Here is a 25,387-nt window from a genome sequence, read left to right on the forward strand (position 1 = left end):
GTTCGAGGAATGAATTCCTCCCCGTCCGCCCCTCCGACGGCGCTCACAGCACACAGGACGAAGCGTCCGCCTCTCGGTCCCACCTGGTTCGCCGCCGTCATGGGCACCGGCATCGTCGCCAACGCCTCGGTCACGCTGCCCTGGACCTTCCCCGGGCTGCGAACCGGCGCCATGGTCGTCTGGCTGGGCGCCGCGCTCCTCCTGGTCCTCCTGGCCGCCGGATACCTGCGGCAGCGAGCCCTGCGGCTTCACGCCGGTGATCCGGTGATGGCGCAGTTCCTGGGGGCGCCCCCGGTGGCACTGCTCACGGTGGGCGCCGGGGCGCTGCTGCTCGGCCGCCCGCTGATGGGAAGCGAGGCGGCGCTGGACGTGGACTGGGTGCTGTGGTCACTCGGTACGGTGCTCGGCCTGGTCACCGCCTGCACGGTCCCGTACCTGATGGTCACCCGGCATCGCTTCGCGCCGGACGCCGCGTTCGGGGGCTGGCTCATGCCCGTGGTGCCGCCGATGGTCTCGGCCGCGACGGGCGCCCTGCTCATCCCCCACGCACCGGCGGGTCAGCTCCGCCTCGCCCTGCTGCTGGCCTGCTACGCCATGCTCGGACTCGGCCTCATCGCGGCGCTGCTCGTGATAGCGCTGATCTACGGCCGCCTGATCCATCACGAGGCACCCTCCGGAGCGGTGGTGCCCACGGTGTGGATCGGCGCGGGCGCCCTGGGACAGGCCGTCGCGGCCCTCGGCGCACTCGCCGCGGCGGCGCCCAGCGTGCTCCCGGCGCCCTACGCGCAGGGGACCGTGGTGCTCGCGCTGCTGGGCGGGCTCGGCGTGTGGGGTTTCGCCATGCTGTGGCTCACGCTCGCCGCGGGGTTGACGGTACGGACGATCCGGACCGGTCTGCCTTTCGCGGCCACCTGGTGGTCGTTCATCTTCCCGGTCGGCGCCTGCGTGACCGCCTGCAACTCCCTTGCCGCGCAGACAGGTTCGGATGCGTTCAAGTGGATCGCCGTGGCGTCCTACGGGCTGCTCGTCCTCGCCTGGATCGTCGTGGCCGGGCGGTCCGCCCTTCACGCCGCCGAGCACATGTGCCAGTGGGCGGTCGCCGGCCGCGCACGTCGTCCTGCCGTCGGAACGGCACCTCGCGAAGACGGGACCACGCCGCCCGCGGAAGGCGTCCACGCCGGCGCGCGTCCGGCTGCCGAGGCCCGGAGGCCCGGCCTCGACCCCACGGCCGAGGTCGTCGGTGCCGGCGCCCTGGCCGCCGACGACGAGGGATGACCACCCCGGACCGTTGACGGCGGGCCCGCTCCGGTGATCGGAGCGGGCCCGCCGTGACTGTCGCCTGATGTCCCTCTGCGATCCGCGTGTTCTGCGTTCCGAGATCGGCTACGTGAACCGAGTCGATCGGGCGCCCCTGGTGTTTCTGCTCCAACCGGCGCTGCGCACCCGGCTCGTCCGAGGTGGGCGGGCGGCACCGTGGCTCTCGGCCCCCGGTGCCGGCGATCCCGCGGCGCCGCTGTGGCGCCGCGGGATGGTGTGTCCCCTCATCCGCCTCGTGGCCGTGCACGGAAAGCTGTCCGGTCTCCCCGTTCACAGAGGTGACGGGTCCGCGTTCCGCCGGACAGGTGGGGCCGCTTGTTTGCGCATCGCTGCGAGTCGGGCCATCTGCTCGCCCATGCCGCGCGTCCCGGCCAGGGGGTTCAGGGCCCCCGGCCAGACGCTGCGGACGAGGCTCACGTGCCGGGCGCCCCCGAGGACCACGACGGGACTCCCGAGGATGACACCCCGCCTGTGTGCCTGCTCCAGAAGGGCGGCGGCCGTGATGGAGTCGGCGGCGCCATGGGGAGTGTCGTACGGCTCGACGACGTCGTCCAGGTCGAGCAGGCCGTACCGCGCGGAGAGGATGAGCAGCCGACCGGGCTCCAGCGCCTCCGCCGCCCTTCGGCACGCGCGGTGGTAGGAACCGACGTACAGGTCCCCGGCCGGTGCCCGCCGGTCCAGCTTGCGACTGCCGCACGGAATGACGACCAGTTCGGGGTCGAAGCAGTCGAGATGGTCGTTCGGTGTCATGCGTGCCGTCCTGTTCCGGTGGGTGTGAGCGCGCCTGCGTCTGTGCGCGGTGCCGGCCGGCACGGACCGAGCGTCCCTACGGGAGGCGGGACACGTGGTAGTGGGCGATCTGCCAGTCCTCGGCCGTCCGGCGTACGAGGACGCTGAGGTTGACGCCGATGGTGGGGCGGTCGGTGAAGGAGAAGTCGACGGCCAGGTAGCCCAGTACGAGGTCCTGGGAGAGCCGTCTGGTCTCGAGCACCTGGTACGCGGCCTCCATGCCGAGGGGTTGCGAGTCGTAGTAGGCGGCGACCCCTCGTCTGCCCGTGCTGTAGGGGTGGAGCCCCTGGAAGATGGCGTCCTCGGTGAACTGGGCCGCGACCCGATGGGGCTCGTGGGCGTCGACACCGGCCTTCCACCGGTCCAGGACGTCACGCAGGATCGCTTCGTCGTCCTTGGTCTTCGTGGTGTCCATCAGGTTGCTCCTGGTGTTCGGGGCCCGAGGCCTGCCGATGTGGTGGACGGTGCGGGGTGCGCGACCGGCGACACCCCACACCTCCAAGGGTGGACCCGCCGGGTCAGTGACCGGCGCTCATCCCACCGTCCACGTGGAGGATCTCACCCGTGACGAACGGCGCGTGCTGCAGATACATCACCGCGTCGACGATGTCGGAGGACTCGCCCATACGGCGGACCGGGTGCAGTCCCGCGAGGGCCTCGTGCGTGTCCTCGGGGTGCATGGGGGTCTTGATGGTGCCGGGCGAGACCGCGTTGACCCGGATCCCGCGCGTGGCGTACTCGATGGCGAGGGACTTGGTGGCGGACTGCAGTCCACCCTTGGTCAGCGAGGCCAGCGCGGACGGCACCCGGGCGTCGGCGTTGTCGACGAGGCTGGTGGTGATGTTGACGATGTGGCCGCCGCCCTGCGCGAGCATCTGCTCGATGGCGAGCTGGGTGACGTGGAAGAAGCCGGTGAGGTTGATGCCCGTCACGGCCGCGAAGTCGTCCGCGGTGTAGTCCGTGAACGGCTTGGCGACGAAGACGCCCGCGTTGTTGACGAGCGCGTCGATGCGGCCGAAACGCTCGATGGCGGCGGCGACGACGCGTTCCGCCGTCGCGGCGTCGGCGATGTCGCCCTGCACCGTCAGCACGTCGGTGTCGTCGGTGGGGGCGATGCTGCGGGACGTGCCGACGACGGCGTAGCCCTGCTTGCGGTACGCGGCGAGCAGGTCGGCGCCGATGCCCTGCGAGGCGCCGGTGATGATCGCGACCTTCTGGTCCTGAGTGGTCATGGTGACGTTCTCCGTGCGGTAGAGCGGCCCGTCCGCTCGATGCGGGACGGTTGTCGAGTGATTCCGGTTGCCGATCGATTTACTAGCCGACCGGTCGACTAATGCGAAGGTAAGCGGTCCCGGCGCTTCCGTCCACGGTTGGCGAGCCTCTCCCCGGGACCGGGTTCCTCCCAGGTGATAGGCGCAGACTTTCAGCCCAGGTCAGACGCTTCCTTCCCGGCTGACCTGGGTCGGCGCCCGTACAAGGGGACCTCGCGGCGGGCTACTGCCGGTAGGGATCGCAGTCCGGCAACCAGGCATCCGCCGCGTGGACGCCGAGGTCACCGACGCCGTCGCACAGTGCCTCCATCGTCGAGATGACCGACGAACGGACCTCGTTCCGGCGCCGGACCAGGGACCATGTCCAGTGGATCTCGGGCCCTACGACGGCACGTCGGACCAGGTCGGACGGCAGCGGAGTGGTCTGTCCCTTGGGCGAGTTGATCACGGGTCCACCGATGCGCCGGACGTGATCGAAGAACGCCGGACCGGTGATCCCGCCGTCGGAGATACGGACGGCGCGCGCTCCGGTGCCCTTGGTCACGGCCTCGGCATAGGCGTTCCAGGACGACCACGAGGTGGTGTCGTCGTCCAGGAGTACGGCGCTGTCCGAGGCCCGCACCTCTCCCGTGACATCTCCCGGGGCGACCGCGTAGAGCCGGTCCGCGCCGATCAGGCGGGCCCGCAGGCCGAGCTCGTCCAGGGTGCCGGTGGGTACCCAGCAGATCGCCAGGTCCAGGCTTCCGTCGGCGACCCGTGCGGCCTGGGCGTGCGAGGGCGCCACCCAGGCGTCGATGTGGACCTGGGCCACGGCCGCGGTACGAGCGGTCAGGTCCGGCGGAAGCCAGTTGACGTAGCCGAGACGGACGGGTTCGGAGCCGGACAGCCGGCGGGCGCGGAGCTGGAGCTCGTCGGCGCCGTCCAGGAGGGCGCGGGTGTGGGGCAGCAGGGCCGATCCGGCGGGGGTGAGCGCAACCGAGCGGCGGTCCCGGTCGAACAGGCGCACGCCCAGGTCCCGTTCGAGGGCCTTGATCTGCTGGGACAGGGACGGCCCGGCGATCAGGAGACGCTCGGCGGCCCGGCCGAAGTTCAGTTCCTCGGCGACGGCGACGAAGTACCGCAGCTGGCGCAGTTCCACACGGGCCATGCTACGTCGGTGGGAGGGTGCGCCTACCAGCAGGGAGCCGGCCGGTCGTGGCGCTCCGGCGAGGGCGGGCGGACGATGGAGACATGCGCGCCCGAGAGTGGGTGAAGGCGGTGTCTGCCCTCCGGGGGAGGCCGCTGGGTCCCACCTCTGCCGCGAAGCGTCACCGACCGGACCACCTCACCGAACGGAGTACGACCATGCGTGAGTTTCTTGTCGAGATCACCACGACCGTCCCGGAGGGGACCCCGCAGGAAGAGGTGGACCGGCGGCGGGCCGCCGAAGCCGTCCACGCACGCGAACTGGCCGCCACCGGCCACCTGGCACGCCTGTGGCGCCCGGTCGGCGAGCTGCGCAGCATCGGCATCTGGCGCGGAGACGACGAGGACGACCTCAGGGAGAAGGTGCTGGGCACCCTTCCGCTGAGCCCGTGGATGACCTTCGAGGTCACACCGCTGGAATCCCACCCGAACGACCCGGGGAGCGCGGACACGACGGCGTGAGCCGACCCCTGCCCCAGCTCCCCCGTGCATCTCCGAGGACCTTCATGCCGTCGTGCCGCCCCGTCACGTCCACCGCCACGGAGCTCGTCTCGCGGCACACGGCCTGGATCCACGTGCTCCAGGCCGCTGCCGCACTCGCGGCGGGCATGGGCGTCGGCCGGTTCGTGTTCACCCCGATCGTCCCCCTGATGCACGCCCAGGCACGGCTGTCCCCGGGCGCGGGCGCCCATCTGGCCACCGCCAACTACGTCGGCTACCTCGTCGGGGCACTCGCCGGCATCCTGGCACCTTCCCTGATCCGCTCCCCCGCTCTCCTGCGCGCGAGCCTGGTCGTCCTGGTCGTCAGCCTGGCGGCCATGCCCGTGACCCACAGCACCGTTCTGTGGATGGCGTTGCGGCTGGCGGCAGGGGTGGCCAGCGCGCTGGTCTTCGTCATCGCGGTCAGCTCGCTGCTGAGCCACCTGCGCGAGCATCCGGCCCACCTGTCCGGCTGGGCGTTCGGCGGTGTCGGCGCCGGCATCGCCCTGTCCGGCCTGCTGGTCCTCGCCGTGCGTTCCCTCGCCGACTGGCGGGCCGCGTGGTGGGCCTCGGCCGTACTCGCCGCGATCCTCTCCGTCGTGGCGTGGAACCTCCGCCCCGAAGGCGCACCTGAGCGATCGGCCGTGACGGCGGTGCCCGACCCTGCGGACGGCCTCGTGCGGAGGGCACGCACGGGGCGCTGGTTCACCGCCCTGTTCACCTCGTACACCCTGGAGGGTGTCGGCTACATCGTCGCCGGCACGTTCCTGGTCGCCGCGATCGAACAGGGCTCACCCGGTTGGATCGGGAGCGGCGCCTGGGTGGTGGTCGGTCTGGCCGCTCTGCCGTCCTCCGCGCTGTGGGCCTGGCTGGGGCGTCGTCGGTTCCGGCCCGGTCTGCTGTGTGCCGCGCTCGTGATCCAGGCGGTGGGCATCGCCCTGCCCGCTCTGTTCGACGGTGTGACGGCCGCCCTGATCTCGGCGGTCCTGTTCGGCGCGACGTTCATCGGCATCAGCACCCTCGCCCTCGCCACAGGCACCCATCTGCGGTTTCCTCGGTCCGTCGCCCTGCTGACCGCCGGTTACTCGGTCGGGCAGATCGCCGGTCCCCTTCTCGTCGCACCATTGCTCCAGCACGGCTACCGACAGGCGCTGCTGCCGGCGTCCGGTGTGGTGCTCGCGGCTGCCGTGTCAGCGGCCGTCCTGCGGAGCGGGTTCCCGCACCGGATCGTCGTGGCGGAGGACGGCTTGGGCAGTGGGCGAGCCGGAACCGCCCGGCCTGTCGCGGGTCCCGAAGCGCGCACCGGCTGAGACGTGCCCGATGCGCCACACGGTGCACCGGACCCTGGGACACCGGGCCTGAGCCGATCGGCGGCGGCCGGGGGCCGCCGGCCGTCAGATACGCGCTGCGGGCTCCTGCGGCATCGACGCGCCGAGCAGCGCCAGGCAGTTCGCCCACAGGGGGCCGAGCTGCCGGGTGTTGTTGTACAGCTTGGCGAACAGGACCTGGCCCTCCAGCTGGGCGACGACCGCCCGTGCGGCCTCCCGGCTGTCGGTCACAGCGATGTCATGGCGGGCGAGCGCCTCGGAGACGACCGACTCGACCATGCCGACCTGCTCCTCGAAGATCGCCTGCAGCCGTTCTCGTACGGACTCGGTCTGGTTGCTCATCTCCAGCGTGAGGTTCCCGAACATGCAGCCCGACACGGTGCCGCAGTTCTGCTGGCCGGCCAGCTGTGCGGCTTCGGTGTCCTCGAACAGCCGACGGAGTCGGATCAGCGGCTCCTCATCGCTGCCGAGGGCCCTCGCCCAGGCCGACTTCTGTCCGGCCCACTGCTCGTCGATCACAGCGAGAGCGAGAGCTTCCTTGGACTCGAAGAAGTAGTAGAAGCTCCCCTTCGGCACACCGGCCGCCTTACAGATCTCGGCCACACCCAGCGCCGAATAGCCACGCAGCTCGATGAGTGACTGCGCGGCGCCGAGGATCTTCTCTCTCGCGTCGCTGGTACGTCCCATGAGGGAAGTGTACGACCGGTCGTCTATAGATGGCGGGTCTGACCTAGACTCCGCCCCATGGAGATCGCGACCGCTTCCGTCGTCGAGGACCTGGCCCCGGCCGGTGCGCTGAGGGCCTCCATCAACCTGGGCAATCCCGTCCTCGCGCAGGGCACGCCCGACCAGCCCCGCGGGGTCACGGTGGACGTCGCGCGGGAGATCGGCCGTCGTCTGGGAGTGCCGGTGGAGCTGCTGTGCTTCGACGCGGCGCGCAAGTCGTTCGAGGCGATGGCCTCGGGCGCGGCGGACATCTGTTTTCTCGCCGTGGAACCGGCACGCGAGGCGGAGGTCGCCTTCACCGCCCCCTACGTGGTGATCGAGGGCGTGTACGCGGTGCCCGTCGACTCCCCCCTCACCTCGGTCGCCGAGGTCGACCGGCCCGGCGTCCGGATCGGGGTGAAGCAAGGCTCCGCGTACGACCTTTTCCTGACCCGGACACTCCAGCGGGCGACGGTCGTCCGCGGCGACGAAGGCGTGGACGTCTTCCGCGCGCAGGGCCTGGAGGTCGCCGCCGGGATCCGTCAGCCTCTGACCGGGTTCGTGGCGGCGAACGCGGGCGAAGTCCGGCTGATCGAGGAGCGGTTCATGGAGATCCGGCAGGCGGTGGGAACGTCGCGCAAGCACGCGCCGGGGACCGTACGGTTCCTGCACGACGTGGTCGAGGAACTGAAAGCGGACGGTTTCGTGACCGACGCGCTGCGCCGCTCCGACCAGTCGGAGACGCTGGTCGCACCGCTCGCACGCACACGGGGCTGAGCCGGGGACGCCGGCCCCGAACCGGGCTGCCGGTCGGTCCGGCCGCCTTCGCGCGACGGTCGCACATCAGGCTCCGTCCGGGGACGACGACCGCGTCAGTTGCGCGGCGGCGCTGTCCAGCAGCATGTCCAGGGCCGTCGGGTAGGCGCTGGTGACCATCCGCGTGGCGAGGAGGGGAGCCGCCTCGGCGATACGGGGATGCGTCGTGGCGGGCAGTCGGGCGTAGGTGGACCGCCACATGGCCTCGTCGGCGCGCAGCGCGGCACTGGGCAGCGCGAGGGAGGCCGCGTCCAGGGCGGCGAAGGCGAGCGTCTGGTCGATGAAGGCGTGGTAGATCCGGACGGTGTCCGGCAGCGGAAAGCCTGCCGAACGCAGCAGTTCCAGGACCATCTCGTCGGCCGCCAGCTCGTTGGCCCGGCCGCTGACACGGCTGGTGGTCAGCTGGGCGGCCTGCGGGTGGGCGACGTAGGCGGCGTGGATGCGCAGCCCCATGGCCCGCAGGTCGGCCCGCCACTCCCCCGTCGGCTCCCAGCCCCGCAGCGCCTGGCCTATGAGCGCGTCGGCGATGGCGAGGGTCAGGTCGTCCATACCGCGGAAGTAGCGGTAGAGCGTGCTCGGGTCGCAGTCGAGCGCCAGGCCGAGGCGACGCGCGGTGAAGCCGGCGCTCCCGTGCTCGCGCAGCATGCGCAGTGCGGTCTCGACGATCAGTTGTTCGGAGAGCACGGTGCCGCTGCGGGTGGGCCGACGGCGGCGCCGTTTCTCCTCGGGCACCACGGGTTTCGCCACGGTGACCTCCGGTGGACGCTTATGCCAACGCCATTGACCTTACGTGACGCCGGGGCGTTGTATCTCACCGAGGGGCGCGCCTCGTTCTCCGTAGGACCGACAGGGAGTTCTTGCCATGCGTGTACTGCTCGTAGGAGCCGGTGGTGTGGGTACCGCGATCACCCGGATCGCGGCGCGACGTACGTTCTTCGAGGCGATGGTGGTCGCCGACTACGACCCGGCCCGGGCGGAGGCCGCCGTCACGGCGGTGGGCGACGACCCGCGGTTCGTCGCGGCCCGCGTCGACGCGAGTGACACCGCGGCGGTGGCGGAGCTGCTGGCCCTGCACCGTTGCGACGTCCTGCTGAACGCGACCGACCCGCGCTTCGTCATGCCGCTGTTCCAGGCGGCGCGTGCCGGCGGCGCGAACTACCTCGACATGGCGATGTCGCTCTCCCGGCCGCACCCGGAGCGACCGTACGAGGAGTGCGGGGTCAAACTCGGCGACGGCCAGTTCGCGGAGGCGGAGGACTGGGAGAAGGCGGGCTCGCTCGCCCTCGTCGGCATGGGCGTGGAACCGGGCCTGTCGGACGTGTTCGCGCGGTTCGCGGCCGACGAACTCTTCGACGAGATCGAGGAGATCGGCATCCGTGACGGCGCGAACCTCACCGTCGACGGGTACGACTTCGCGCCCTCCTTCAGTATCTGGACCACCATCGAGGAGTGCCTGAACCCGCCGGTCGTGTACGAGGCGGACCGCGGCTGGTACACCACCGAGCCGTTCAGCGAACCCGAGGTGTTCGACTTCCCCGAGGGCATCGGGGAAGTCGAGTGCGTGAACGTGGAGCACGAGGAGGTGCTGCTGGTGCCCCGCTGGGTGGACGCCCGGCGCGTCACCTTCAAGTACGGCCTCGGGAACGAGTTCATCGAGACGCTCAAGACCCTCCACCTGCTCGGGCTCGACCGCACGGAGCCGGTGACGGTCGCGGGAGCCGACGGCCCGGTCGCGGTGTCGCCGCGGGACGTCGTCGCGGCCTGTCTGCCCGACCCCGCGACGCTGGGTGAGCGCATGCACGGGAAGACCTGCGCGGGCACCTGGGTGCGCGGCAGCAAGGACGGCGCACCGCGCGAGGTGTACCTGTACCACGTGGTCGACAACCAGTGGTCGATGACGGAGTACGGCAGTCAGGCCGTGGTCTGGCAGACGGCGATCAATCCCGTCGTCGCCCTCGAACTCGTCGCGAACGGCACCTGGACCGGCGCCGGCGTCCTCGGGCCGGAGGCTTTCCCGGCGCGCCCCTTCCTGGAGCTGCTGACGGCGTACGGCTCGCCGTGGGGCATGCGGGAGCAGTGACCCGCAGGGGGGGCGGTGACGCGCCGCTCCTGGTCCGGGAACCGGTCGTCACAGGGACGTGGCGTGGACACGGACGGGGAGTCCCGACCGGGAGACGGCCTCCCGCTCGAACGGGAGCCCGATCTTCGCGGCGACCCGCTGCGAGGCAAGGTTGTCCGGTCGGACGATCGCGATGAGACGCGTCGCGCCGAGGGCGTCGCGGGCGTGGTCGCGGCAGGCCCGCGCGGCCTCGGTGGCGAAGCCGTTCCCCTGGAGGTCGGCCCGCACGTGGTAGCCGACCTCCAGCTCCGTGACTCCCTCGATCTCCTGAGGTGTCAGGCCGCAGTCTCCGACGAACTCTCCGGTGGCCCGGAGGGAGACCAGCCACAGCCCGAACCCCTCCTGCTGATAGAGACGCTGGTTCCACTGAATCCAGGCCAGGGATTCCTCCCGGGTTCCGGGCTTCGGATAGTGGCGCATGACGTCCGGATCGCCGAGGAGTGCGGCCATGTCGTCGAGGTCGCCCTCGGTCATCTGCCGGAACGAGAGCCTCGCGGTGGGCGGCGGACCCTGCTGGTGCCGGTTCACGGGCACTCCTTCATCGTGGTGGCCGAGCCGTCGGCCGCGCAGTCTGCCGGGTCCCCGGGAGCGGCCTGTTCCGGTCGCTCCCGGACCCGATTGCGGTGAATGTCGTCCGGCAGGGGCGGCCGTCGCGCAGAGTACTCCGTATGACGACCCCCGCTGAGCTGCTCCGTTCTCTCGCCCGCACCCGAGCGTCGCTCGACGGCGAGGAGGTCACGTACTGGTGGACCGGAGACGTGTACTCCTGGTCGCCCGACGAGCCGTACCAGCGGGTGTTCGGCTTCGAAGGAGTCAATGTCGCCCGACTGATCCAGGACCCGGAGGACGGCCCGGACGCGTACCGCCTGCTCACCCGCGAGGCCGCCCTCTACCTGGATCCCGTCACCCGCGACATCTTGGAGACCTGGCAGGATCTGCCGGTGGTGCACGTCTGGAACGATCCCGCCAACCAGAAATGGCGCCCCTTCCCGGTCCCGACGACCCGCCTCGGTGACCAGGTCTGCTTCAGTCTGGAGATCCCCCTCACCTACCCGTCACCCCTGCCGGTGGCCCAATACCCCGTGCACTCGGCCGGCGACACCTACAAGGCGTTGGAACTCTTCCAGTTCTTCGCCGACCGCGCCGACCTGGCCGGCACCGCGCCCGGCGTCCCCGCCACCATGTCGTGGACCCGTATGTCGCCCTGGCTCCCGTGGATGGCCCGCGGTCCGCGCCCGGGCGGCCTCACCTACCACTGCCGCGGCCGCAAGCTCAGCTCCTCCGCTGAGGTACCCGAACGCATCCGCGCCTACATCGCCGACCACCACCCGCAGTTCGCCCAGGCGCCGGAGAAGTGGAGCGAGCCGAACGAGACGAGCTGGACGTACTTCCGCAGGCTCAATCCGCCGGCGTAGGCGCTCCGGGCCGGAGCGGCGTCCCCGGGCGACCGCCCCGGCCACTCCGACCGATTCCTTTGGGAGCCGGCCCGGGTCTCTTCATGCGACGGGGCCGGATCGGCCGGACCCGAGGACGGAGACCGTCATGCGCAAGCTGATCGCTGGATCGTTCGTCACCCTCGACAACGTCGTCCAGGATCCGGGCGGGTTCGGCGAGATCGACCGCGGCGGCTGGGCACTGGAGTACTTCGACGAGGCCTCGCGCCGGCGCGCCACCGACGCACTGCTGGCGAGCGACACCTTCCTTCTCGGACGAGCGACGTACGAGACGCTCGAGAAGGCCTGGTCGAACAACACCGGCCGGTACGCCGAGGCGATGAACGACCTTCCCAAGGTCGTCGTCACGAACACGCTGAGGGGCCCGTTGCCCTGGAACGCGACCGCCCTCCCCGGTGACGCGGCACAGACGGTCGCCGACCTCAAGCGGCAGCCCGGCGGCACCATCATCATGTACGGCAGCTTCACCCTGATGCGAACGTTGCTGCAGCACGAGCTGATCGACGAACTCAACCTCGGTGTCCACCCCGTCGTCGTCGGCGAGGGCCGGCGCCTCTTCGACACCGCGCTGCCGCACGGGCTGACGTTCGCGGCCGCGACCCCGAGTGCCACGGGTGTCGTGACGCTGACCTACACCCCGTAGCAGCTCCGCAGGCAGGCAGTCGTCCTCCTCCCCTGACAACGACACCCCCACCCGAACGGGACCGCCTGCTAGAAGATGTGGGCTCGTCTCTGCAGCGCGCGGTCGCCGTGGCTCTCACGCAGCCACGGAGTGCGTACGTCGGGCAGCCGGGCCAAGGCGTTCCGGAAGGTCGTCGGATCGATCCGGAAGAACCGATCGGGTCGGGGTGCGGCCGGGTCGTCACGCAGGACACCGGTCGGCATGGTGCCCGACGCGGGGAACGGTAGGTGGACTTCGGGAAAGGCCAGCCATCGCCAGATCCCGAACGGGAGCGGCACCGGTCGTGCCGTGGCGGATGGGCTGTCCGGTGCCCAGACTTCGCCCGTCTGGGGATGGGCCGGCACGAGAAGGATCGCGGCATCGGCGTCGGGCTCGGTGCACCCGGGGCCGGCTGGGGCTGCCGTGCGTACCGGTGACCCGTCGGGCAGGAGCACGTCCAGGGCACGTTGGAACACCGCCTCCGCCAGACCTCTCGGGACCTTGACCGGGTATCCCGCCGAGGCCGCCAACAGCTGAACGAGGACAGGCCCGGCCGCCGCTTCCCACTGAGGGTTCCAGGACCACCAGCCCGCCGAACCCGACCTCCACCCCGTCGTGATCGGCACGCACGGGGGCGTCCCCTCACACTCCGTCATCAGCTCCGCCCACGAGAGCGGCGCGGAGTCCGAACCCGCAACGGGCAGTCGCCGCACGGCGTCAGGGTCCAGCCATACCGTCTGCCAGGACGAACAGTCGTCGATCCGGGTGGCCACGGGCAGTCCGCAGCCCACGCAGTCCATATTGGGGCCGTCGCCGCCTCCGATGCCGCAGCAGAAGCCACCACCCCTCGCCGGGATCAGCTCAGTGCCGCGGACATCGCCGGGAGCGACGGCGATCGCGCCGGGCACACCGTCGCACAGGATGTCGACCGGCGCGTGGATACCGCGGGCTCGCGCCTCGTCCGGATCGACGTCGTGCCACTCGCGCCACGGCGGTCCCCAGGGCTCCGGGTCCACGGCGAAAGTACCCGGCGCCATGAGCACCGGCAGCTGAAGGCCGTTTCCGTACTGCTGATGAGCGTGTGCGGGCAGGACGACTTGGGACAGGGGAACGGTCAACTCGGCGCCGCAGTCGGCGCACACGAACACGAACAAACGTCCTCCACCTCGGAAAGAGAGGCATCATCGCATCCAGGCGACGACCGGCCCATCGAATTTCGACGGGCCCCGATCCGGCCCTCCGCAGGCCGCGGACGGGGCGACCAGGGGGACAATGAGCAGCCCCCGAATGCGACGGAGTGAAGGAAGCGGATGCTCACCGGGATCGTGATCGACGCGCTCGATGTACGGCACATGAGTCACTTCTGGCTGGAGGCGACTCGGGGGCGGACGGGCGGCCTTGAACTGCGGTGTGTGGCGGCCTCGGAGCCGAGAGCCGCGCAGAAGAACCGGCTTCACCTCGACCTCGCGGGCGGGGTGCACTGGGAGGCCGAGGTGACGCGCCTGCTCGGGCTCGGTGCGACGCGGGTGGACATCGGGCAGGGAGATGTCCCGTGGGACGTGCTGGCCGATCCGGAGGGCAACGAGTTCTGCGTGCTGCGCCCTGGTCACCCCGGGGTGATCGCCGACTCCGGGCTCGTCGCGATCTGCCTCGACGTCGCCGAGCGTGATCGCCACGCGCAGTCGGCCTTCTGGCAGTCCCAGGCCGACTGGCACACGGTCGAGGACCACGACTGGGGCGTACGGCTGCGCAAGGAACCCACCAGCACCGTCTCACTGGTGATGGGACCACCCGCCACACCGAAGGCCGGCCGCAACAGACTGCGCCTGGAGGTCAGCCGGGGCGACGGGGACCCGGGCGAGTTCCACGATCCGGGTGGCAACGAGTTCCACGTGAGGGGCGGAGCTCTTGTTCCCGGGCCAGCCGCGCGCCCGTCTCTCCCTAGTTGATCCGCCGCATGCTGTCGGCGCCGAAGCCTTCCCAGTCGATCGTCATCGCCGACGCCGTGAGTCCGTAGACCCGACCCACTGCCCGGTCCGTGTTGCCGTCGTCGCACTTGAGCCTGACGACCTGCACACCGTCCTGCCTCGTCACCCTGCCCCGGCAGTGATGCCGACCCATCAGCTCGGCCCTCAGACCGGTGACGTGGAGCACCAGCGGTTCGAAGCCCGAAGGAGCCCATCTGCCGACGAGCGTCGCTGCCGAACCCTCGCCGGTGCCTTCAGCGCTGGGCGTGCGGACCACGCCACGTGCCGTGGACGTGGGCGTCGACGCGGAGGACTTGGCGTCCTCTGCTCCGGCAGCACTGCATCCGGCCAAGGCGCTCAGCGTCGCCACGATTCCGGCAGCCCTCTGCATCCGCGTGGCCACGTCCACGTCACTCCTCACAAGTACCACCCTCGAAACCAGCGACAGACAGAAGCGCTGGTCAGCGCGCTGAGAGTAGCAGCACACCGAGCCGGCAACTGCACCGTCCCGCAGGCCCCCACCCTGCGGGCCGCGGCGCCGGAGTGATGCGCCACGGCCCTGTTGTGGGTCTTGGCTCAGCGGCCCGCCTGCAGGGCACCCCAGGTGGCCGGGCCGACCTGGCCGTCGACGCTCAAGGAGCGGCTGCTCTGGTAGTCGCGGACCGCCTGTTCGGTGCCCGAGCCGAAGTCGCCGTCCGCGGAGACGGTGCGGCCCAAGGCGGCGGTGAGGGACCTCTGGAGTCGTTGGACGTCGGCGCCCGTGCTCCCCTGGCGGAGCGCCGGCACGGTGCCGGCGGAGAGGAGCGCGGTCCAGGTGCGGGCGCCGACGACCCCGTCGGCGCCGAGGCCGCGGGCCTGCTGGAAGGAGGTGACGGCCGCGGTGGTCTTCGAGCCGAAGCTGCCGTCCACGGTCCCCACGCTGAAGCCCTGCGCGTTGAGAAGCGACTGCGCCGCCGACACCTGGGCTCCGGAGGAACCGGCGCGCAGGGTGTCGTACGACGGGAAGGTCAACTGGACGCCGCCTCCGCCTCCGCCACCGGTACTGCCGCCCACCAGTTGCATGTAGTACGTCCAGTTCCAGTTCGGCCCCGGGTCGGTGTGGTCATTGCCCGGCACCTCGGAGTGGCCGACGATGTGGGCCCGGTCCTTGGGGATGCCGTAGCGGTTGCACAGGTAGGCCGTCAGCGCCGCTGACGAGCGGTACATCGCGTCCGTGAACCACGTCGGGTCGTCGATGTAACCCTCGTGCTCGATGCCGATGCCCGTCGCGTTGCCCGAACGGGCGTGCCACGCCGTGTCCTTGTCACGGACCATCTGGGTGATCTGGCCGTCGGACGACCGCACGACATAGTGGGCGCTGACCTCGGCCGTCGGGTTCTGGAACCAACTGATCGTCCCGGCGTAGGACCCCTGGGTGACGTGGATGACGACCTTGCTGATGGAAGCGGTCCGGCCCACGGCGTAGTTGGACGTACTGGCCGGGACCCACAGGGCCGAGGGATAGTCCGGGCTCTGCGCCGCCGGCGCCACGGCCGCTTCGTATAGGCCCCGTTCGGGTGCGACGGGGCGAGCGGGAACGGTCAGCTCCTCGCCGTCGGGCGTGCGGGCTTGCACGCCGTCGGCCAGGAAGGTGTAGACGGTGTCGGCGTAGAGGCGGGCCGAGGAGGGTTCGGTGGCGCCGCCGTATCGGGCGACGATCGGGTACCAGGCGTCCGCGTCGCGCCGTTGGGCTCGACCGAGGCCCGCGTCGTCGGCGTAGGAACGCAGGACGGCCGCTCCGCCGCGGATGTTCGACGCCGTGTTCTCGCGGAGGTCGCGAGGTGTGTCGCCGGTGATCCGCGCGGCCAGTTCGAGGGTGTGCTGGTCGGGGTTGCTCACCAGGTGCATCACCCCGTAGCCGCCGGCCTGGCTGGGAAGGCCGTCATGGTCGTCGAGGTGGGTCTCTCCGTATCCGAGGGCGACGAGGACGTCGCGCGGTACGTCGAACTCGGCCGCCGCCCGAGTGAAGTCACGGCTCACCGGTCCGGGAGCGGATCCGCCCTCGGGGCGCGGCCCGGCCACGGCGGGCTGTACCGCGGTGACGAGCACGGTCAGCGTGCCCAGAACGGCCAGGGCCGCGCGCAGTTGGAGAGGGCGGGTCGTTCTGCGGTTCATGCGTGTGCCTCCGTGGGGACTGGGGCTTCGGGCGCGCGGTCGCAGAGCCCGTGGCTTCGGGAGGGAGGGGGGCGGACAGCAAGGTCGCGAAACGCGATGCACATTGCACCGTGCACATTGCAGGCGATGGCCGCCGGGTTGTGAGGTATCGGCGTGACGGGCCACGGGGACGGCGGGCCGCCCGCGCCGGTGACGCCCCCGGAACCCGGCCTGGCCTGGCGGAGTCGATCAGGCCAGGCCAGACCGCCCCCGCTCAGGTCCGAGTCGGGTCGGGATCCATGGCGGAGTCGGGTCGGTTCGCGCCCGGTGAACCCGGCTCCACAGGTCCTCAGATGGTGCCGTTCTCCCACCACCAGGCCCGGCCGAGGTCCGCGCGGCTGTCGACGTGCTGGTGGTCGACGGTGTACGTCTCCAGGCCGGAGAATCCGCAGGTCTCCGCCTTCTGGTACACGGTGCGGTTGGCCACGCCTGGCACGTCGAGGTCGGCCGCGGTGCCGTACAGGTGCATGCTGTCGCTGGCTCCGCCGATCTCGGCGTTGTGCGCGATGCTGCGGAAACCGGAGTTCACGGTGATGGCCGTGTTGCCGAGCTTCTTGCGCAGCGCCTCCAGCTTGTACATGGCACGCCGGGCGTTCTCCTTGGCGGCGGCCGCGCTCACCTTGCCGCCGCTGAAGGTGCCGCTCGAACGGTCGGTGAACTCGCTCCAGTTGAAGTGAACGGTCGAACCGTCCGACTGCTCCAGGGCGTTGAGCTGAGCCTGGGTGGCGGGTCCGGCGCTGCCGTCGGCGGACAGGCCGTAGGCGGCCTGGAACCGGCGGACCGCGGCGGCCGTGCCCGGGCCGAAGTCACCGTCGATGCTGACCCGGGAGTGCCCGGCGGAGTCCGCCGCCCAGCCGGCGACCCGGATCTGCAGCTCCGTCACGTCCGCTCCGGTGGCGCCCTGGTTCATGGTGCGCGTCCAGTTGTAGGCCTGCGCGGTACCCGACAGGAGGAGCGGACCGGCGAAGGCGCCGAGGGTCGCGGCGAAGGTTCCGCGCAGGACGGCGCGACGGTTCGGAATGCGCTGGGGGGAGGTCATCGTGATTCCTTCGGGGACGTGGCGGCGTGGTGGGCGTGGTTCGTCAGTGGGCGATCTCGACGCGGGCGGTGGCGCCTGGTTCGGGGGCAGACGAGGTGGCGGGAGCGACGGGGGGAACCGCGTGTCGTTCTGTGGGGCCGGTGCGACGAAGCGAGTTCATGCTCCGGCCTGCGCCTCGAACTGTCATGCTCATTCGAACGTGCTGAAATATCGCAGGCGGAAAGGGTGTTGGCCGTGCTTCGCTTCCACTTCTCTGCTGAGGATCTGGCTCGGACCCGGGTCGCCGCCGCCCCGCACCCGCTGTGGGAGATCGCCGCCAGCCTCCACCGCTTCCAGACCCCGGCGGGCCGCTGGGCGTACGCACACTGGTACCGACTCGCCCGTGAGCGCCTGCGCGAGGCCGGGCTGGAGGATGTGGTGCGGCGGGTCCTCCTGCCGCTGTTCCCGCGTGCTTCCTACTTCCCCGACTTCCTGACCCCGTTGGAGGGCACGGCTGGTCTCGAAGCGGGTCTCGAGGCGATCCTCGGCACCCCGGCCGACCAGGTCGCGACGGAACTCGCGGCCCTCGCCCGGGTCACCCGGATGCCCGCCTGGCTCGGCCGCCTCACGGAGCAGGAGGGCCGGGGCGAGCTGGCGGAGATACTGCGCGCCTACCACCGCGCCGTCATCGCCCCGCACGAGGAGTGGATGTACGAGAGCCTGCACACCGAGCGGATCCGGCTGGCCCGTCACCTGCTCGACGGGGGCACCGAAGGCCTGCTGGGCGGGCTGGGGCCGACGGTCCGGTGGAAACACCCGAGGCTGGAGGTCAGCACCTATCCGACGGAGCACGACATCCGGCTGGAGGGCCGCGGACTGCTCCTCATCCCGTCGTACTTCTGCTGGAAGGGGCCGATCTCGCTCGCGGATCCGGGGTTACCCCCGGTCCTCATGTACTCCACGCACCGGGAATCGCTCGCCGGGCCGGCCAGGACGGCGGCGGAGAGCCCGGGATCGCCACCCTTGCAGGTACTGCTGGGCCGCTCCCGCGCGGCGGTGCTACAGGCCGCCGCAGCCGGAGCGACCACGACCGAGGCCGCCCATCGAGCCGGCGTCACACCGGCCACCGCGACCCATCACACGACCGCGCTCCGCGACGCCGGGCTCATCACCAGCCACCGGCACGGCAACACGGTGATCCACACCCTGACGCTGATGGGAGCGACCATGCTGAGCAAGAACCAGGCGGGCCCGCTCCGGGAATCCGCGTCGGCCCGTCGCCCCCACCTCTGATCCGCACCGGGCGGCAGCCTTGCGGGTGGCTTTCCGATCTCCGTGTGGCGGGCTCTCCCGGGCCGGGGAACGATGGCGGTCGGGACTGGTCACGAGAGGGCGGTACGGAGTGTCGGATCTTGCGGAGCTGGCGGCGGAGGCGTACGTCTACGGCTTTCCGATGGTGGTCGACCTGGACGAGGTGGGCCGCTTCACCCGCGACGGCATGGGATCGGTGGAACCAGCGCCCTTCAACCGGTTCAGCCACGCGGCCGTCCTCGCCGGTCCGAAGGACACCTTCGTCAGCATCAACAACGACACCGTCTACTCGGTGGCGCAGCTCGATCTGAGCGGCGGACCGCTGCTGCTGCGGGTGCCCGACACCGGCGGCCGCTATTACGTGCTGCAGTTCGTCGACGCGTGGACCGACAACTTCGCGTACGTCGGCCGACGCGCCACCGGCACCGCGGCGGGCGAGTTCCTGCTGGTCCCGCCGGGCTGGACCGGTGAGGCGCCGCAGGGTGTGAAGACGATCGCGTCGCCGACGACGGTGGCCACGATCGTGGGCCGCTGGGCCTGCGACGGCGTCGATGACCTTCCGGCCGTCCGTGCTCTCCAGCAGGCGACCACGCTGGAGCCCCTGGAGGCCGGTGCGTCGTGCCGCGGGCTGCCGGCCCCCGAAAGTGCCGTCGCCGAGACCGAGTTGCTGTTCTTCGAGAAGCTGCGCACAGGGATGCGCGCGTTCCCGCCCGCGCCCGCCGACCAGGACTACCAGCAGAAGTTTGCGCCGCTCGGCCTCCTCGACAGCAGCAGCCCCTATGTCACGCCCTCCGCCGAGCTGGAGCAGGCGCTTCGCACGGGCTACCGGCGCGGCAAGGACCGCGTGGAGCATGCCACCACGCACGGCGCCGGCCCCGAGCAGAACGGCTGGAAGCTCACGTACGACGCCTTCAACTACAACCTCGACTTCTTCGAGGTCGGCGCCGTCAAGTCTCCCCAGTGGGTCTCTCAGGACCGCGACGCCGCCCGGACCGTACGCGCCGCGGCCGCACGTGCCGGGCTGTGGGGCAACCACGGCTACGAGGCCGCCTACGCGATGGCCTGGGACGACGAGGACGGCAAGCCGCTCGACGGCACCCAGGCCTACACGATCCGCTTCGAGACGACCCCACCCGTGGACGCCTTCTGGTCGATCACCATGTACGACATGCCGCGGTACTACCTGGTCGACAACCCCATCGGCCGCTACTCCATCGGTGACCGGACCGCGGATCTCCACTACGACCGCGACGACTCGCTGACCCTCCACCTTCAGCCCGAGCAGCCCGCCGACCGGGCGGCGGCGGCCAACTGGCTCCCCACGCCGCCCGGTCCGTTCCGCCCCATCCTGCGGATGTACCAGCCGCACCCCGCCGTTTTCGACGGCAGGTACACGATCCCTCCGATCACGCGGCGGGAGCACCCGGCCTAGAACCGTTCACGCTCACGCGGGAAGCAGTGCGTCCCCTTCGAGGATCAGTCGTTCGGCGGCGCTGGCCTGCGGAATCCACTCGGGCGCCACGGCCGCGTACGTCGCCACGTCATGCCACTCGCCCTGGGTGTGGAACAGCTGGCGCAACGTCGCCTCGGGGCGCAGGCCCGCCGCGAACATCACCTCGCTCATGCGTGCGTGGTCCGCCCGGTGCCCGGCCCAGATGCGGTGCAGGCCGAGCCGGCCGAAGCCGTACGCCATGAGGAGCCGGCCCGCCTCGTGACCGTGACCGCTGACGGGCGCACCCGGCAGCAGCACCAGACTGGTCAGCATGGCGTTGCGCCCGTACTCCTCGACGAGGAGCCCCATGGTGCCGACCATGGCGTCCTCCCCCGGTGCGCACACGGCGAGGGTGTGCTTGCGGCGCGGCTGTACGTAGGGCTGGGCGAGGCATTTGGCGAAGGCGTCCTGGGCCTGCCGGGTGTCCATGCGGTCGATACCGAGGAAGCGTGTCAGCAGTCGGTGGGTGTGGATGCGTTCGAAGGGAGCGAGGTCGGTGGCCCGCATCTCCCTCAGCCACAGATGCTCGCCGTGCAGTTCGGGGAGGTGGGTCATGCCGAGGCTCCCGCGCCGACGAGGGCCGGGACGGCGCCGATCAGCTCTTCGAGGTCGACGTAGTAGCGGCCGGAGGCCACCGGCCCGCCGAGCAGGATGCGCCGGGCGGTGTCGGTCACCAGGGCGCCGCCGAGCATCACGCCGCTCGCCAGCTGGGGCCAGCTCGAAAGCGTGCTGCCGATCCGGGCGAGGGCGTCGGTCATCGCGGGACTCAGGCGGCTCTCGTCGCAGATCTGGAGCAGGTACGCCAGGGTGCCGGCCGGGTCGAGCTCCCGTACGGCCCGAGCGGTGAGATCGCCGCCGCGGCCGTGGAAGAGGGGGCGGTCCGGCTCATCGTCGAAGCGCTCCACGTCGAGCAGCCCGCGGTCGTTCGCGTCCATGAGGACGGGCACGCGGTGGGCACGGGCGTACTCGCGGGCGGCCACCTTGATCCAGGGGGTGTCGCACTCCTCGATCAGAAGATCCAGGGGGTGCTCGTCATCGCCGAAGAAGCTCTCGATGTTCTCCTCGGTGATGCCCTCGCTCCAGAGTTCGATGTCGAGGTAGGGATCGATCTCGTACATCTGACGGGCGCAGAGGACGGTCTTGGGAATTCCGAGGTCGTGGACGCCGGCTCGCAGGCGATTGAGATTGCTCAGCCCGAGCACGTCGAAGTCCGCCAGGCGGAACGATCCTCCTACGCCTTCCATCGCGCAGGTGAGCGCGGCGCTGTTCCCGACGGACAGACCGATGACTCCGATACGGCGTTCCAGCAGGCGGCGCTGCTCGGTGTCCGTGATCTTGTCGCGGTTGCGGTCGGTGCGCACGCGCCGGAACTCCCGCTCCGGCAGCACGTGCACGAGACGCCCCGTCCACGGGTACCAGACCCAGCTGCCGAAGTGGTGGCGTTCGACTCCACCGCACAACGCGTCGACAGCGGCGGCGTGTTGCTGGTCGGTGAGGGTCTCCCCGGGCCGCAGGCAGCTCACCAGTTCGGCGAGCTGGTCGTGGATGAGGTCATGCGTCTCACGTACGGCGCCGGAGGCGAGCAGCGCGTCGAAACGTGCGCGGTCGTCGCTCTCGCCCAGGCGATACAGCACGGGACGAGCGGGGACTTCCGAAAGGTCGAGCGGCACGGAGCCGGACCGTACATCTCGGGGAACGGGAACATGGGAATTGATCACGAGTAGGGAAGTTAGCAGCGCGTGATCTTGGAAAATCGCCGATTCGGACGGAACGCAAACTCGAATTCATGCACGAACTCTCACCTCCTCCGCACCGTTTACGAGTTCACGGTGCCGAAGCGTGACGGGACGCGTCGCTGCTCGTCGGGTCCTGGTCACATGGCCGTCGGGGCGGCGACGCCGGGCCTGCCGTGGGAGCAGCGTCCGCCGGTCGACCTCGGGATGCGCATCCGGCGGAGCAGGGCCCGGGTGAGGCGGGCGTCGAGGGTGGTGCGCCAGGTGACGTCGGGATGCAGGGAACGCAGGTGCGACAGTGCCCGCGTGCCGAGCCCGCAGTCGCGGAACGGTTCGTCCAGGACCACGTCGGTGATGACGCCTTCGGCGCACTCGTCGCACGCTCGATAGGTCACCAGTCCGATCACCCTGCGGACGTGCACCAGGAGCAGGCACTCGGCGCCGACGGTGTCGGGGGACGCGGACGGCATGAGCTCCACGTTCCGGTAGGCCAGCACCCTCCGATGCCAGCGGCCCCGGCGCCGTCCGGTGCGCCGGTGCCTTCCGGGTGCCGCCAGCGATGGCGCGCCCCCGTGAGATCCGATCTCATCAGGCGCCTTGCTCGGGGTGTTCGGCTGAATTCCCTGCATAGCCATGGCGAGTGCCCCCTCGTGCCGGACACATGCCCCTTCGACGCCCGTCCGTCAGGTGGTTCGACCTGTGGGGTCGACGTCACCGGCGGTGTTCGCGGTCGCGGTCGCGGCGTTCTCGGTCGCGGCCCAACTGGCCAGGAGGCGCAGGGCGTCGTGGTCCGGGGTGCCGGGTGCGGCCGTGTAGGCGGTGAGGGTCAGACCGGGGTGGGCGGGCAGTTCCATGGCGTCGAAGTCGAGCGTGAGGTCGCCGATCGCGGGGTGGCGGAAGGACTTGCGGCCGGTGAGGTGGAGGCGCACGTTGTGCTTGCCCCAGGCGGTGCGGAACTCCTCGCTGCGGGTGACCAGTTCACCGATCAGACCGGTGAGGTCACTGTCGTACGGGGCGCGTCCGGCCTCGGTGCGCAGCAGGGAGACGGTGGTGTTGAGGGACTCGTCCCACTCGGGGAAGAAGTCGCGGCCGCCGGGGTGCAGGAACTGGAAGCGGGCGATGTTGACCGGTTGCGGGGCACCATCCGCGTAGAGGGGCGCGTACAGGGCACGGCCGAGGTCGTTCACGGCGACGATGTCCAAGCGGCCGTTGCGGATGAACGCCGGTGAGTCGGTCATGGACCGGAGGACGCGCAGGACGCTGTCCGGGAGCGGGCCCCTGGGGCGCTTGGCGCGGCGGGCCGGTCGTTTGGCTGCGGCGCGGGCCAGGTCGTGGAGGTGGGCGCGTTCGGCGTCGTCCAGGTGGAGTGCGTTCGCGATCGAGGTGAGGACCTCCTCGGAGGCGCCGGCGATGTGACCGCGTTCGAGTCGGATGTAGTAGTCGATGCTGACGCCGGCGAGCAGGGCGACCTCTTCGCGACGCAGTCCGGGCACCCGGCGGTTGCCGCCGTAGGCGGGCAGGCCGGCCTGCTGCGGGGTGATCCTGGCGCGGCGGGAGGCCAGGAACTCACGGATGTCGCTCTCGGTGCTCACGCTTTCCAGGCTAAGCCGATCGCCGCGCCACTGGGGGGTCCTGTCAGTACCTGTGATGCCAGGCCCTCCCCCACGCCGTTGATCTGCGGTTTCCTCGACATCGGCAGCGAGTGCGGGCTGTGGGGCCACCCGGAGCGTCCAGCGTGGCGCTGCCCGAATGTCCGCCGTGGCAGCCGCCCGCAGCGCCGTCCGCGTCCGAGACTGTGCCGGGCCCGATCGATCCCGTTCTCTTCCCCAAGGAGTCACCATGCCGAAGCAGTCCGCGCCGCAGGAACTCGCGGCGATCGCGCCCAAGCTCGTCGAGGTCACCGACGAGGTGCTGTTCGGCGACGTCTGGGAGCGCCCAGGCCTGTCCCCGCGCGACCGCAGCCTGGTCACCGTGAGCGTGCTGGCCGCCCTCTACCGCACCGAGCAGCTCGGCTACCACCTGGGAGTAGCCCTGGACAACGGGCTGAGCGTGGAGGAGCTGTCCGAGGCGATCACCCACCTCGCGTTCTACGCGGGCTGGCCGAACGCCATGACCGCCGTCGGCCGGCTCAAGGAGATCGCCGACGCCCGCTGACGCCTGCCTTTCCGGACACCCCGTCCCTTCCTCAGCCGTACGGAGCACTTCATCATGAGCAAGGTCTTCCTCATCACCGGTGCGGGGCGTGGCCTCGGCACCGACATCGCCCGCCAGGCCCTCGCCGCCGGCCATCAGGTCGTGGCCACCGGTCGCCGGCCCGAGCACGTCCTGGAGGTGCTCGGCGGCGAGCGGGACCACCTGCTGGCCACCTCCCTGGACATCACCGACGCCGCGTCGGCGCAGCGCGCCGTGGAAGCCGCGGTGGAGCGCTTCGGCCGGATCGACGTGCTGGTCAACAACGCGGCCAACTTCTACGCCGGCTACTTCGAGGAGGTCTCCGACGCGCAGATGCGACGGCAGATCGAGACGAACCTGTTCGGTCCGATGAACGTCACCCGCGCCGTGCTTCCCGTCATGCGGGCCCAGCGCGACGGCCACGTCATCACCCTCTCCTCCCTCGCCGGAGCGGTCGGCCAGGAGTTCTGTGTCGCCTACTCCGCCGCCAAGTTCGGTGTCGAGGGGTTCATGGAGTCCCTGCGTCACGACCTCGAACCGTTCAACATCCGCACCACGATCGTCGAGCCGGGCTTCTTCCGCACCGAGCTGCTCGTGGACGCCTCCACCACGTGGCCGGAGCTGTCGGTCGACGACTACGCCGAGCGGACGGCGGCCACCAAGAAGGTGTGGCAGTCGATGAACGGGCAGCAGGCGGGCGACCCCGCCAAGCTCGCCGCCGCACTGCTGGCGGTGGCGGACCAGAAGCAGCCCCCGGCGCGCTTCGTCGCCGGAGCCGACGCGATCGACGCCGTCGCCGCCAAGGGCAGGGAACTGATCGCGCAGGCCGAGGCCTCGCGCACACTCGGCGGCGACCTCGCCCACGACGACGCCTGAGCGGCGTCGCATCGCCGTCCGGCCTTCCCTCACCACTGAACGATCAAGGAACGGAACGATGGAGCACATCACCTCGACGCCCACCGTGAAGGCTCCCGCGGAGCGCTTCACCGGCGACGTGTACCTCAACATGATCGCGACACCGACCGAGCCCGCCCGTCTCGCGGCCGGCCTGGTGCGCTTCACCCCCGGCGCCCGTACCAACTGGCACTCCCACGCTCTGGGGCAGGTCCTCCACATCACCGACGGGGTCGGCCTGGTCGGCACGCGGGACGGCGCCGTCGTACGGGTCGGTGCCGGGGAGACGCTCACGTGCCCGCCCGGCGAGGAGCACTGGCACGGCGCCACCGACACCAACCTGATGGCGCACATCGCCCTGGTGGTCGGCGACGGGAACGGAGACGGCACCACCTGGCTGGAGCCCGTCACCGACGAGCAATACGCGAGCGCCGTCGCCGACGTCGGCTGATCGCACCCGCGGCCTCGTCGGACGCCCGTCC

The 25,387-nt window shown here is 70.8% G+C and carries 28 protein-coding genes; 13 read left to right on the forward strand and 15 right to left on the reverse strand.

Annotated features, from left to right (window positions below):
- The first annotated feature begins 9 nt into the window (after positions 1–9).
- Positions 10–1,275, forward strand: coding sequence for a TDT family transporter (locus tag B0675_RS37925; protein ID WP_081224319.1), 1,266 nt, complete (start codon positions 10–12; stop codon positions 1,273–1,275).
- A gap of 312 nt (positions 1,276–1,587) precedes the next feature.
- Here the strand turns inward: B0675_RS37925 and B0675_RS37930 are convergent, their stop codons facing one another.
- The 4 genes from B0675_RS37930 to B0675_RS37945 form a co-directional block, all read right to left on the reverse strand.
- Positions 1,588–2,067: a DUF6884 domain-containing protein gene (locus B0675_RS37930; RefSeq protein WP_081224320.1), complete on the reverse strand. Its 480-nt coding sequence runs from the start codon at positions 2,065–2,067 to the stop codon at positions 1,588–1,590.
- 76 nt (positions 2,068–2,143) lie between these two features.
- Entirely contained in the window at positions 2,144–2,521 is a 378-nt protein-coding gene (locus tag B0675_RS37935; RefSeq protein ID WP_081224321.1) for a nuclear transport factor 2 family protein, read from the reverse strand.
- A 103-nt stretch (positions 2,522–2,624) separates the two neighbouring features.
- Positions 2,625–3,338 (reverse strand): SDR family oxidoreductase, encoded by a 714-nt coding sequence (locus tag B0675_RS37940; protein WP_081224322.1) that lies wholly within the window; start codon positions 3,336–3,338, stop codon positions 2,625–2,627.
- 262 nt (positions 3,339–3,600) lie between these two features.
- A complete protein-coding gene (locus B0675_RS37945) occupies positions 3,601–4,524 on the reverse strand; it encodes a LysR family transcriptional regulator (protein ID WP_081224323.1) in 924 nt (307 codons plus the stop codon).
- A 197-nt stretch (positions 4,525–4,721) separates the two neighbouring features.
- Here B0675_RS37945 and B0675_RS37950 point away from each other — a divergent pair, with 197 nt between their 5' ends.
- On the forward strand, positions 4,722–5,024 hold the full coding sequence (locus B0675_RS37950) for a muconolactone Delta-isomerase family protein (RefSeq protein WP_081224324.1): 303 nt from the start codon (positions 4,722–4,724) through the stop codon (positions 5,022–5,024).
- Between the two features lie 146 nt (positions 5,025–5,170).
- Positions 5,171–6,352 carry a YbfB/YjiJ family MFS transporter gene (locus B0675_RS37955; RefSeq protein WP_081224585.1) on the forward strand — a complete coding sequence of 394 codons (1,182 nt, stop codon included), beginning with the start codon at positions 5,171–5,173 and terminating at the stop codon, positions 6,350–6,352.
- 84 nt (positions 6,353–6,436) lie between these two features.
- Here B0675_RS37955 and B0675_RS37960 read toward each other — a convergent pair whose 3' ends face one another.
- The gene (locus B0675_RS37960; protein WP_081224325.1) at positions 6,437–7,057 is read right to left on the reverse strand and encodes a TetR/AcrR family transcriptional regulator; all 621 of its coding nucleotides are present in this window, start codon (positions 7,055–7,057) and stop codon (positions 6,437–6,439) included.
- A gap of 57 nt (positions 7,058–7,114) precedes the next feature.
- Between B0675_RS37960 and B0675_RS37965 the strand changes: the two genes are divergently transcribed.
- Positions 7,115–7,852: a transporter substrate-binding domain-containing protein gene (locus B0675_RS37965; RefSeq protein WP_081224326.1), complete on the forward strand. Its 738-nt coding sequence runs from the start codon at positions 7,115–7,117 to the stop codon at positions 7,850–7,852.
- Positions 7,853–7,918: 66 nt separating this feature from the next.
- Here the strand turns inward: B0675_RS37965 and B0675_RS37970 are convergent, their stop codons facing one another.
- Entirely contained in the window at positions 7,919–8,638 is a 720-nt protein-coding gene (locus B0675_RS37970) for a TetR/AcrR family transcriptional regulator (RefSeq protein ID WP_081224327.1), read from the reverse strand.
- Between the two features lie 115 nt (positions 8,639–8,753).
- On the opposite strand from B0675_RS37970, the gene B0675_RS37975 reads away from it, so the two are divergent.
- Complete coding sequence (locus B0675_RS37975) at positions 8,754–9,971, forward strand: saccharopine dehydrogenase C-terminal domain-containing protein (protein ID WP_081224328.1); 1,218 nt, start codon at positions 8,754–8,756, stop codon at positions 9,969–9,971.
- A 48-nt stretch (positions 9,972–10,019) separates the two neighbouring features.
- Here B0675_RS37975 and B0675_RS37980 read toward each other — a convergent pair whose 3' ends face one another.
- Entirely contained in the window at positions 10,020–10,538 is a 519-nt protein-coding gene (locus B0675_RS37980) for a GNAT family N-acetyltransferase (protein ID WP_081224329.1), read from the reverse strand.
- Between the two features lie 140 nt (positions 10,539–10,678).
- On the opposite strand from B0675_RS37980, the gene B0675_RS37985 reads away from it, so the two are divergent.
- Both B0675_RS37985 and B0675_RS37990 read left to right on the forward strand, forming a co-directional pair.
- Positions 10,679–11,425 carry a DUF1838 family protein gene (locus B0675_RS37985; protein WP_081224330.1) on the forward strand — a complete coding sequence of 249 codons (747 nt, stop codon included), beginning with the start codon at positions 10,679–10,681 and terminating at the stop codon, positions 11,423–11,425.
- A 127-nt stretch (positions 11,426–11,552) separates the two neighbouring features.
- Positions 11,553–12,107, forward strand: a complete 555-nt coding sequence (locus B0675_RS37990) for a dihydrofolate reductase family protein (protein ID WP_081224331.1) — start codon at positions 11,553–11,555, stop codon at positions 12,105–12,107.
- A 68-nt stretch (positions 12,108–12,175) separates the two neighbouring features.
- Here B0675_RS37990 and B0675_RS37995 read toward each other — a convergent pair whose 3' ends face one another.
- A complete protein-coding gene (locus B0675_RS37995) occupies positions 12,176–13,279 on the reverse strand; it encodes a hypothetical protein (protein WP_081224332.1) in 1,104 nt (367 codons plus the stop codon).
- 156 nt (positions 13,280–13,435) lie between these two features.
- Between B0675_RS37995 and B0675_RS38000 the strand changes: the two genes are divergently transcribed.
- Positions 13,436–14,074, forward strand: coding sequence for a VOC family protein (locus tag B0675_RS38000; protein ID WP_081224333.1), 639 nt, complete (start codon positions 13,436–13,438; stop codon positions 14,072–14,074).
- On the opposite strand, the gene B0675_RS38005 is transcribed toward B0675_RS38000, so the two are convergent.
- The 3 genes from B0675_RS38005 to B0675_RS38015 form a co-directional block, all read right to left on the reverse strand.
- Positions 14,067–14,501: a hypothetical protein gene (locus B0675_RS38005; RefSeq protein WP_241540166.1), complete on the reverse strand. Its 435-nt coding sequence runs from the start codon at positions 14,499–14,501 to the stop codon at positions 14,067–14,069. The genes B0675_RS38000 and B0675_RS38005 overlap by 8 nt on opposite strands.
- Positions 14,502–14,668: 167 nt before the next feature.
- Entirely contained in the window at positions 14,669–16,246 is a 1,578-nt protein-coding gene (locus B0675_RS38010; RefSeq protein WP_081224334.1) for an N-acetylmuramoyl-L-alanine amidase, read from the reverse strand.
- 328 nt (positions 16,247–16,574) lie between these two features.
- Complete coding sequence (locus B0675_RS38015) at positions 16,575–17,324, reverse strand: D-Ala-D-Ala carboxypeptidase family metallohydrolase (protein WP_081224335.1); 750 nt, start codon at positions 17,322–17,324, stop codon at positions 16,575–16,577.
- A gap of 234 nt (positions 17,325–17,558) precedes the next feature.
- Between B0675_RS38015 and B0675_RS38020 the strand changes: the two genes are divergently transcribed.
- A complete protein-coding gene (locus B0675_RS38020; protein ID WP_081224587.1) occupies positions 17,559–18,596 on the forward strand; it encodes a helix-turn-helix domain-containing protein in 1,038 nt (345 codons plus the stop codon).
- A gap of 109 nt (positions 18,597–18,705) precedes the next feature.
- Positions 18,706–20,046: a DUF1254 domain-containing protein gene (locus tag B0675_RS38025; protein ID WP_241540167.1), complete on the forward strand. Its 1,341-nt coding sequence runs from the start codon at positions 18,706–18,708 to the stop codon at positions 20,044–20,046.
- A gap of 12 nt (positions 20,047–20,058) precedes the next feature.
- Here the strand turns inward: B0675_RS38025 and B0675_RS38030 are convergent, their stop codons facing one another.
- From B0675_RS38030 to B0675_RS38045, 4 genes are all read right to left on the reverse strand, one after another.
- Positions 20,059–20,661, reverse strand: coding sequence for a GNAT family protein (locus B0675_RS38030; RefSeq protein ID WP_081224336.1), 603 nt, complete (start codon positions 20,659–20,661; stop codon positions 20,059–20,061).
- Positions 20,658–21,740 carry a ThiF family adenylyltransferase gene (locus B0675_RS38035; protein WP_241540168.1) on the reverse strand — a complete coding sequence of 361 codons (1,083 nt, stop codon included), beginning with the start codon at positions 21,738–21,740 and terminating at the stop codon, positions 20,658–20,660. The genes B0675_RS38030 and B0675_RS38035 overlap by 4 nt, the downstream gene beginning before the upstream one ends.
- 239 nt (positions 21,741–21,979) lie before the next feature.
- Positions 21,980–22,309 carry an N-acetyltransferase gene (locus B0675_RS38040; RefSeq protein WP_241540170.1) on the reverse strand — a complete coding sequence of 110 codons (330 nt, stop codon included), beginning with the start codon at positions 22,307–22,309 and terminating at the stop codon, positions 21,980–21,982.
- A gap of 213 nt (positions 22,310–22,522) precedes the next feature.
- Complete coding sequence (locus tag B0675_RS38045) at positions 22,523–23,431, reverse strand: helix-turn-helix transcriptional regulator (RefSeq protein ID WP_107482977.1); 909 nt, start codon at positions 23,429–23,431, stop codon at positions 22,523–22,525.
- Positions 23,432–23,678: 247 nt separating this feature from the next.
- Between B0675_RS38045 and B0675_RS38050 the strand changes: the two genes are divergently transcribed.
- From B0675_RS38050 to B0675_RS38060, 3 genes are read left to right on the forward strand one after another with little or no spacing between them, the layout of a single operon-like run.
- Complete coding sequence (locus B0675_RS38050) at positions 23,679–23,993, forward strand: carboxymuconolactone decarboxylase family protein (RefSeq protein ID WP_081224338.1); 315 nt, start codon at positions 23,679–23,681, stop codon at positions 23,991–23,993.
- A gap of 54 nt (positions 23,994–24,047) precedes the next feature.
- Complete coding sequence (locus B0675_RS38055) at positions 24,048–24,887, forward strand: SDR family oxidoreductase (RefSeq protein WP_081224339.1); 840 nt, start codon at positions 24,048–24,050, stop codon at positions 24,885–24,887.
- A gap of 58 nt (positions 24,888–24,945) precedes the next feature.
- Positions 24,946–25,356: a cupin domain-containing protein gene (locus B0675_RS38060; RefSeq protein ID WP_081224340.1), complete on the forward strand. Its 411-nt coding sequence runs from the start codon at positions 24,946–24,948 to the stop codon at positions 25,354–25,356.
- The last annotated feature ends 31 nt before the right edge of the window (positions 25,357–25,387 follow it).

Source organism: Streptomyces sp. M41(2017), assembly GCF_002078175.1.
Lineage (GTDB): Bacteria > Actinomycetota > Actinomycetes > Streptomycetales > Streptomycetaceae > Streptomyces.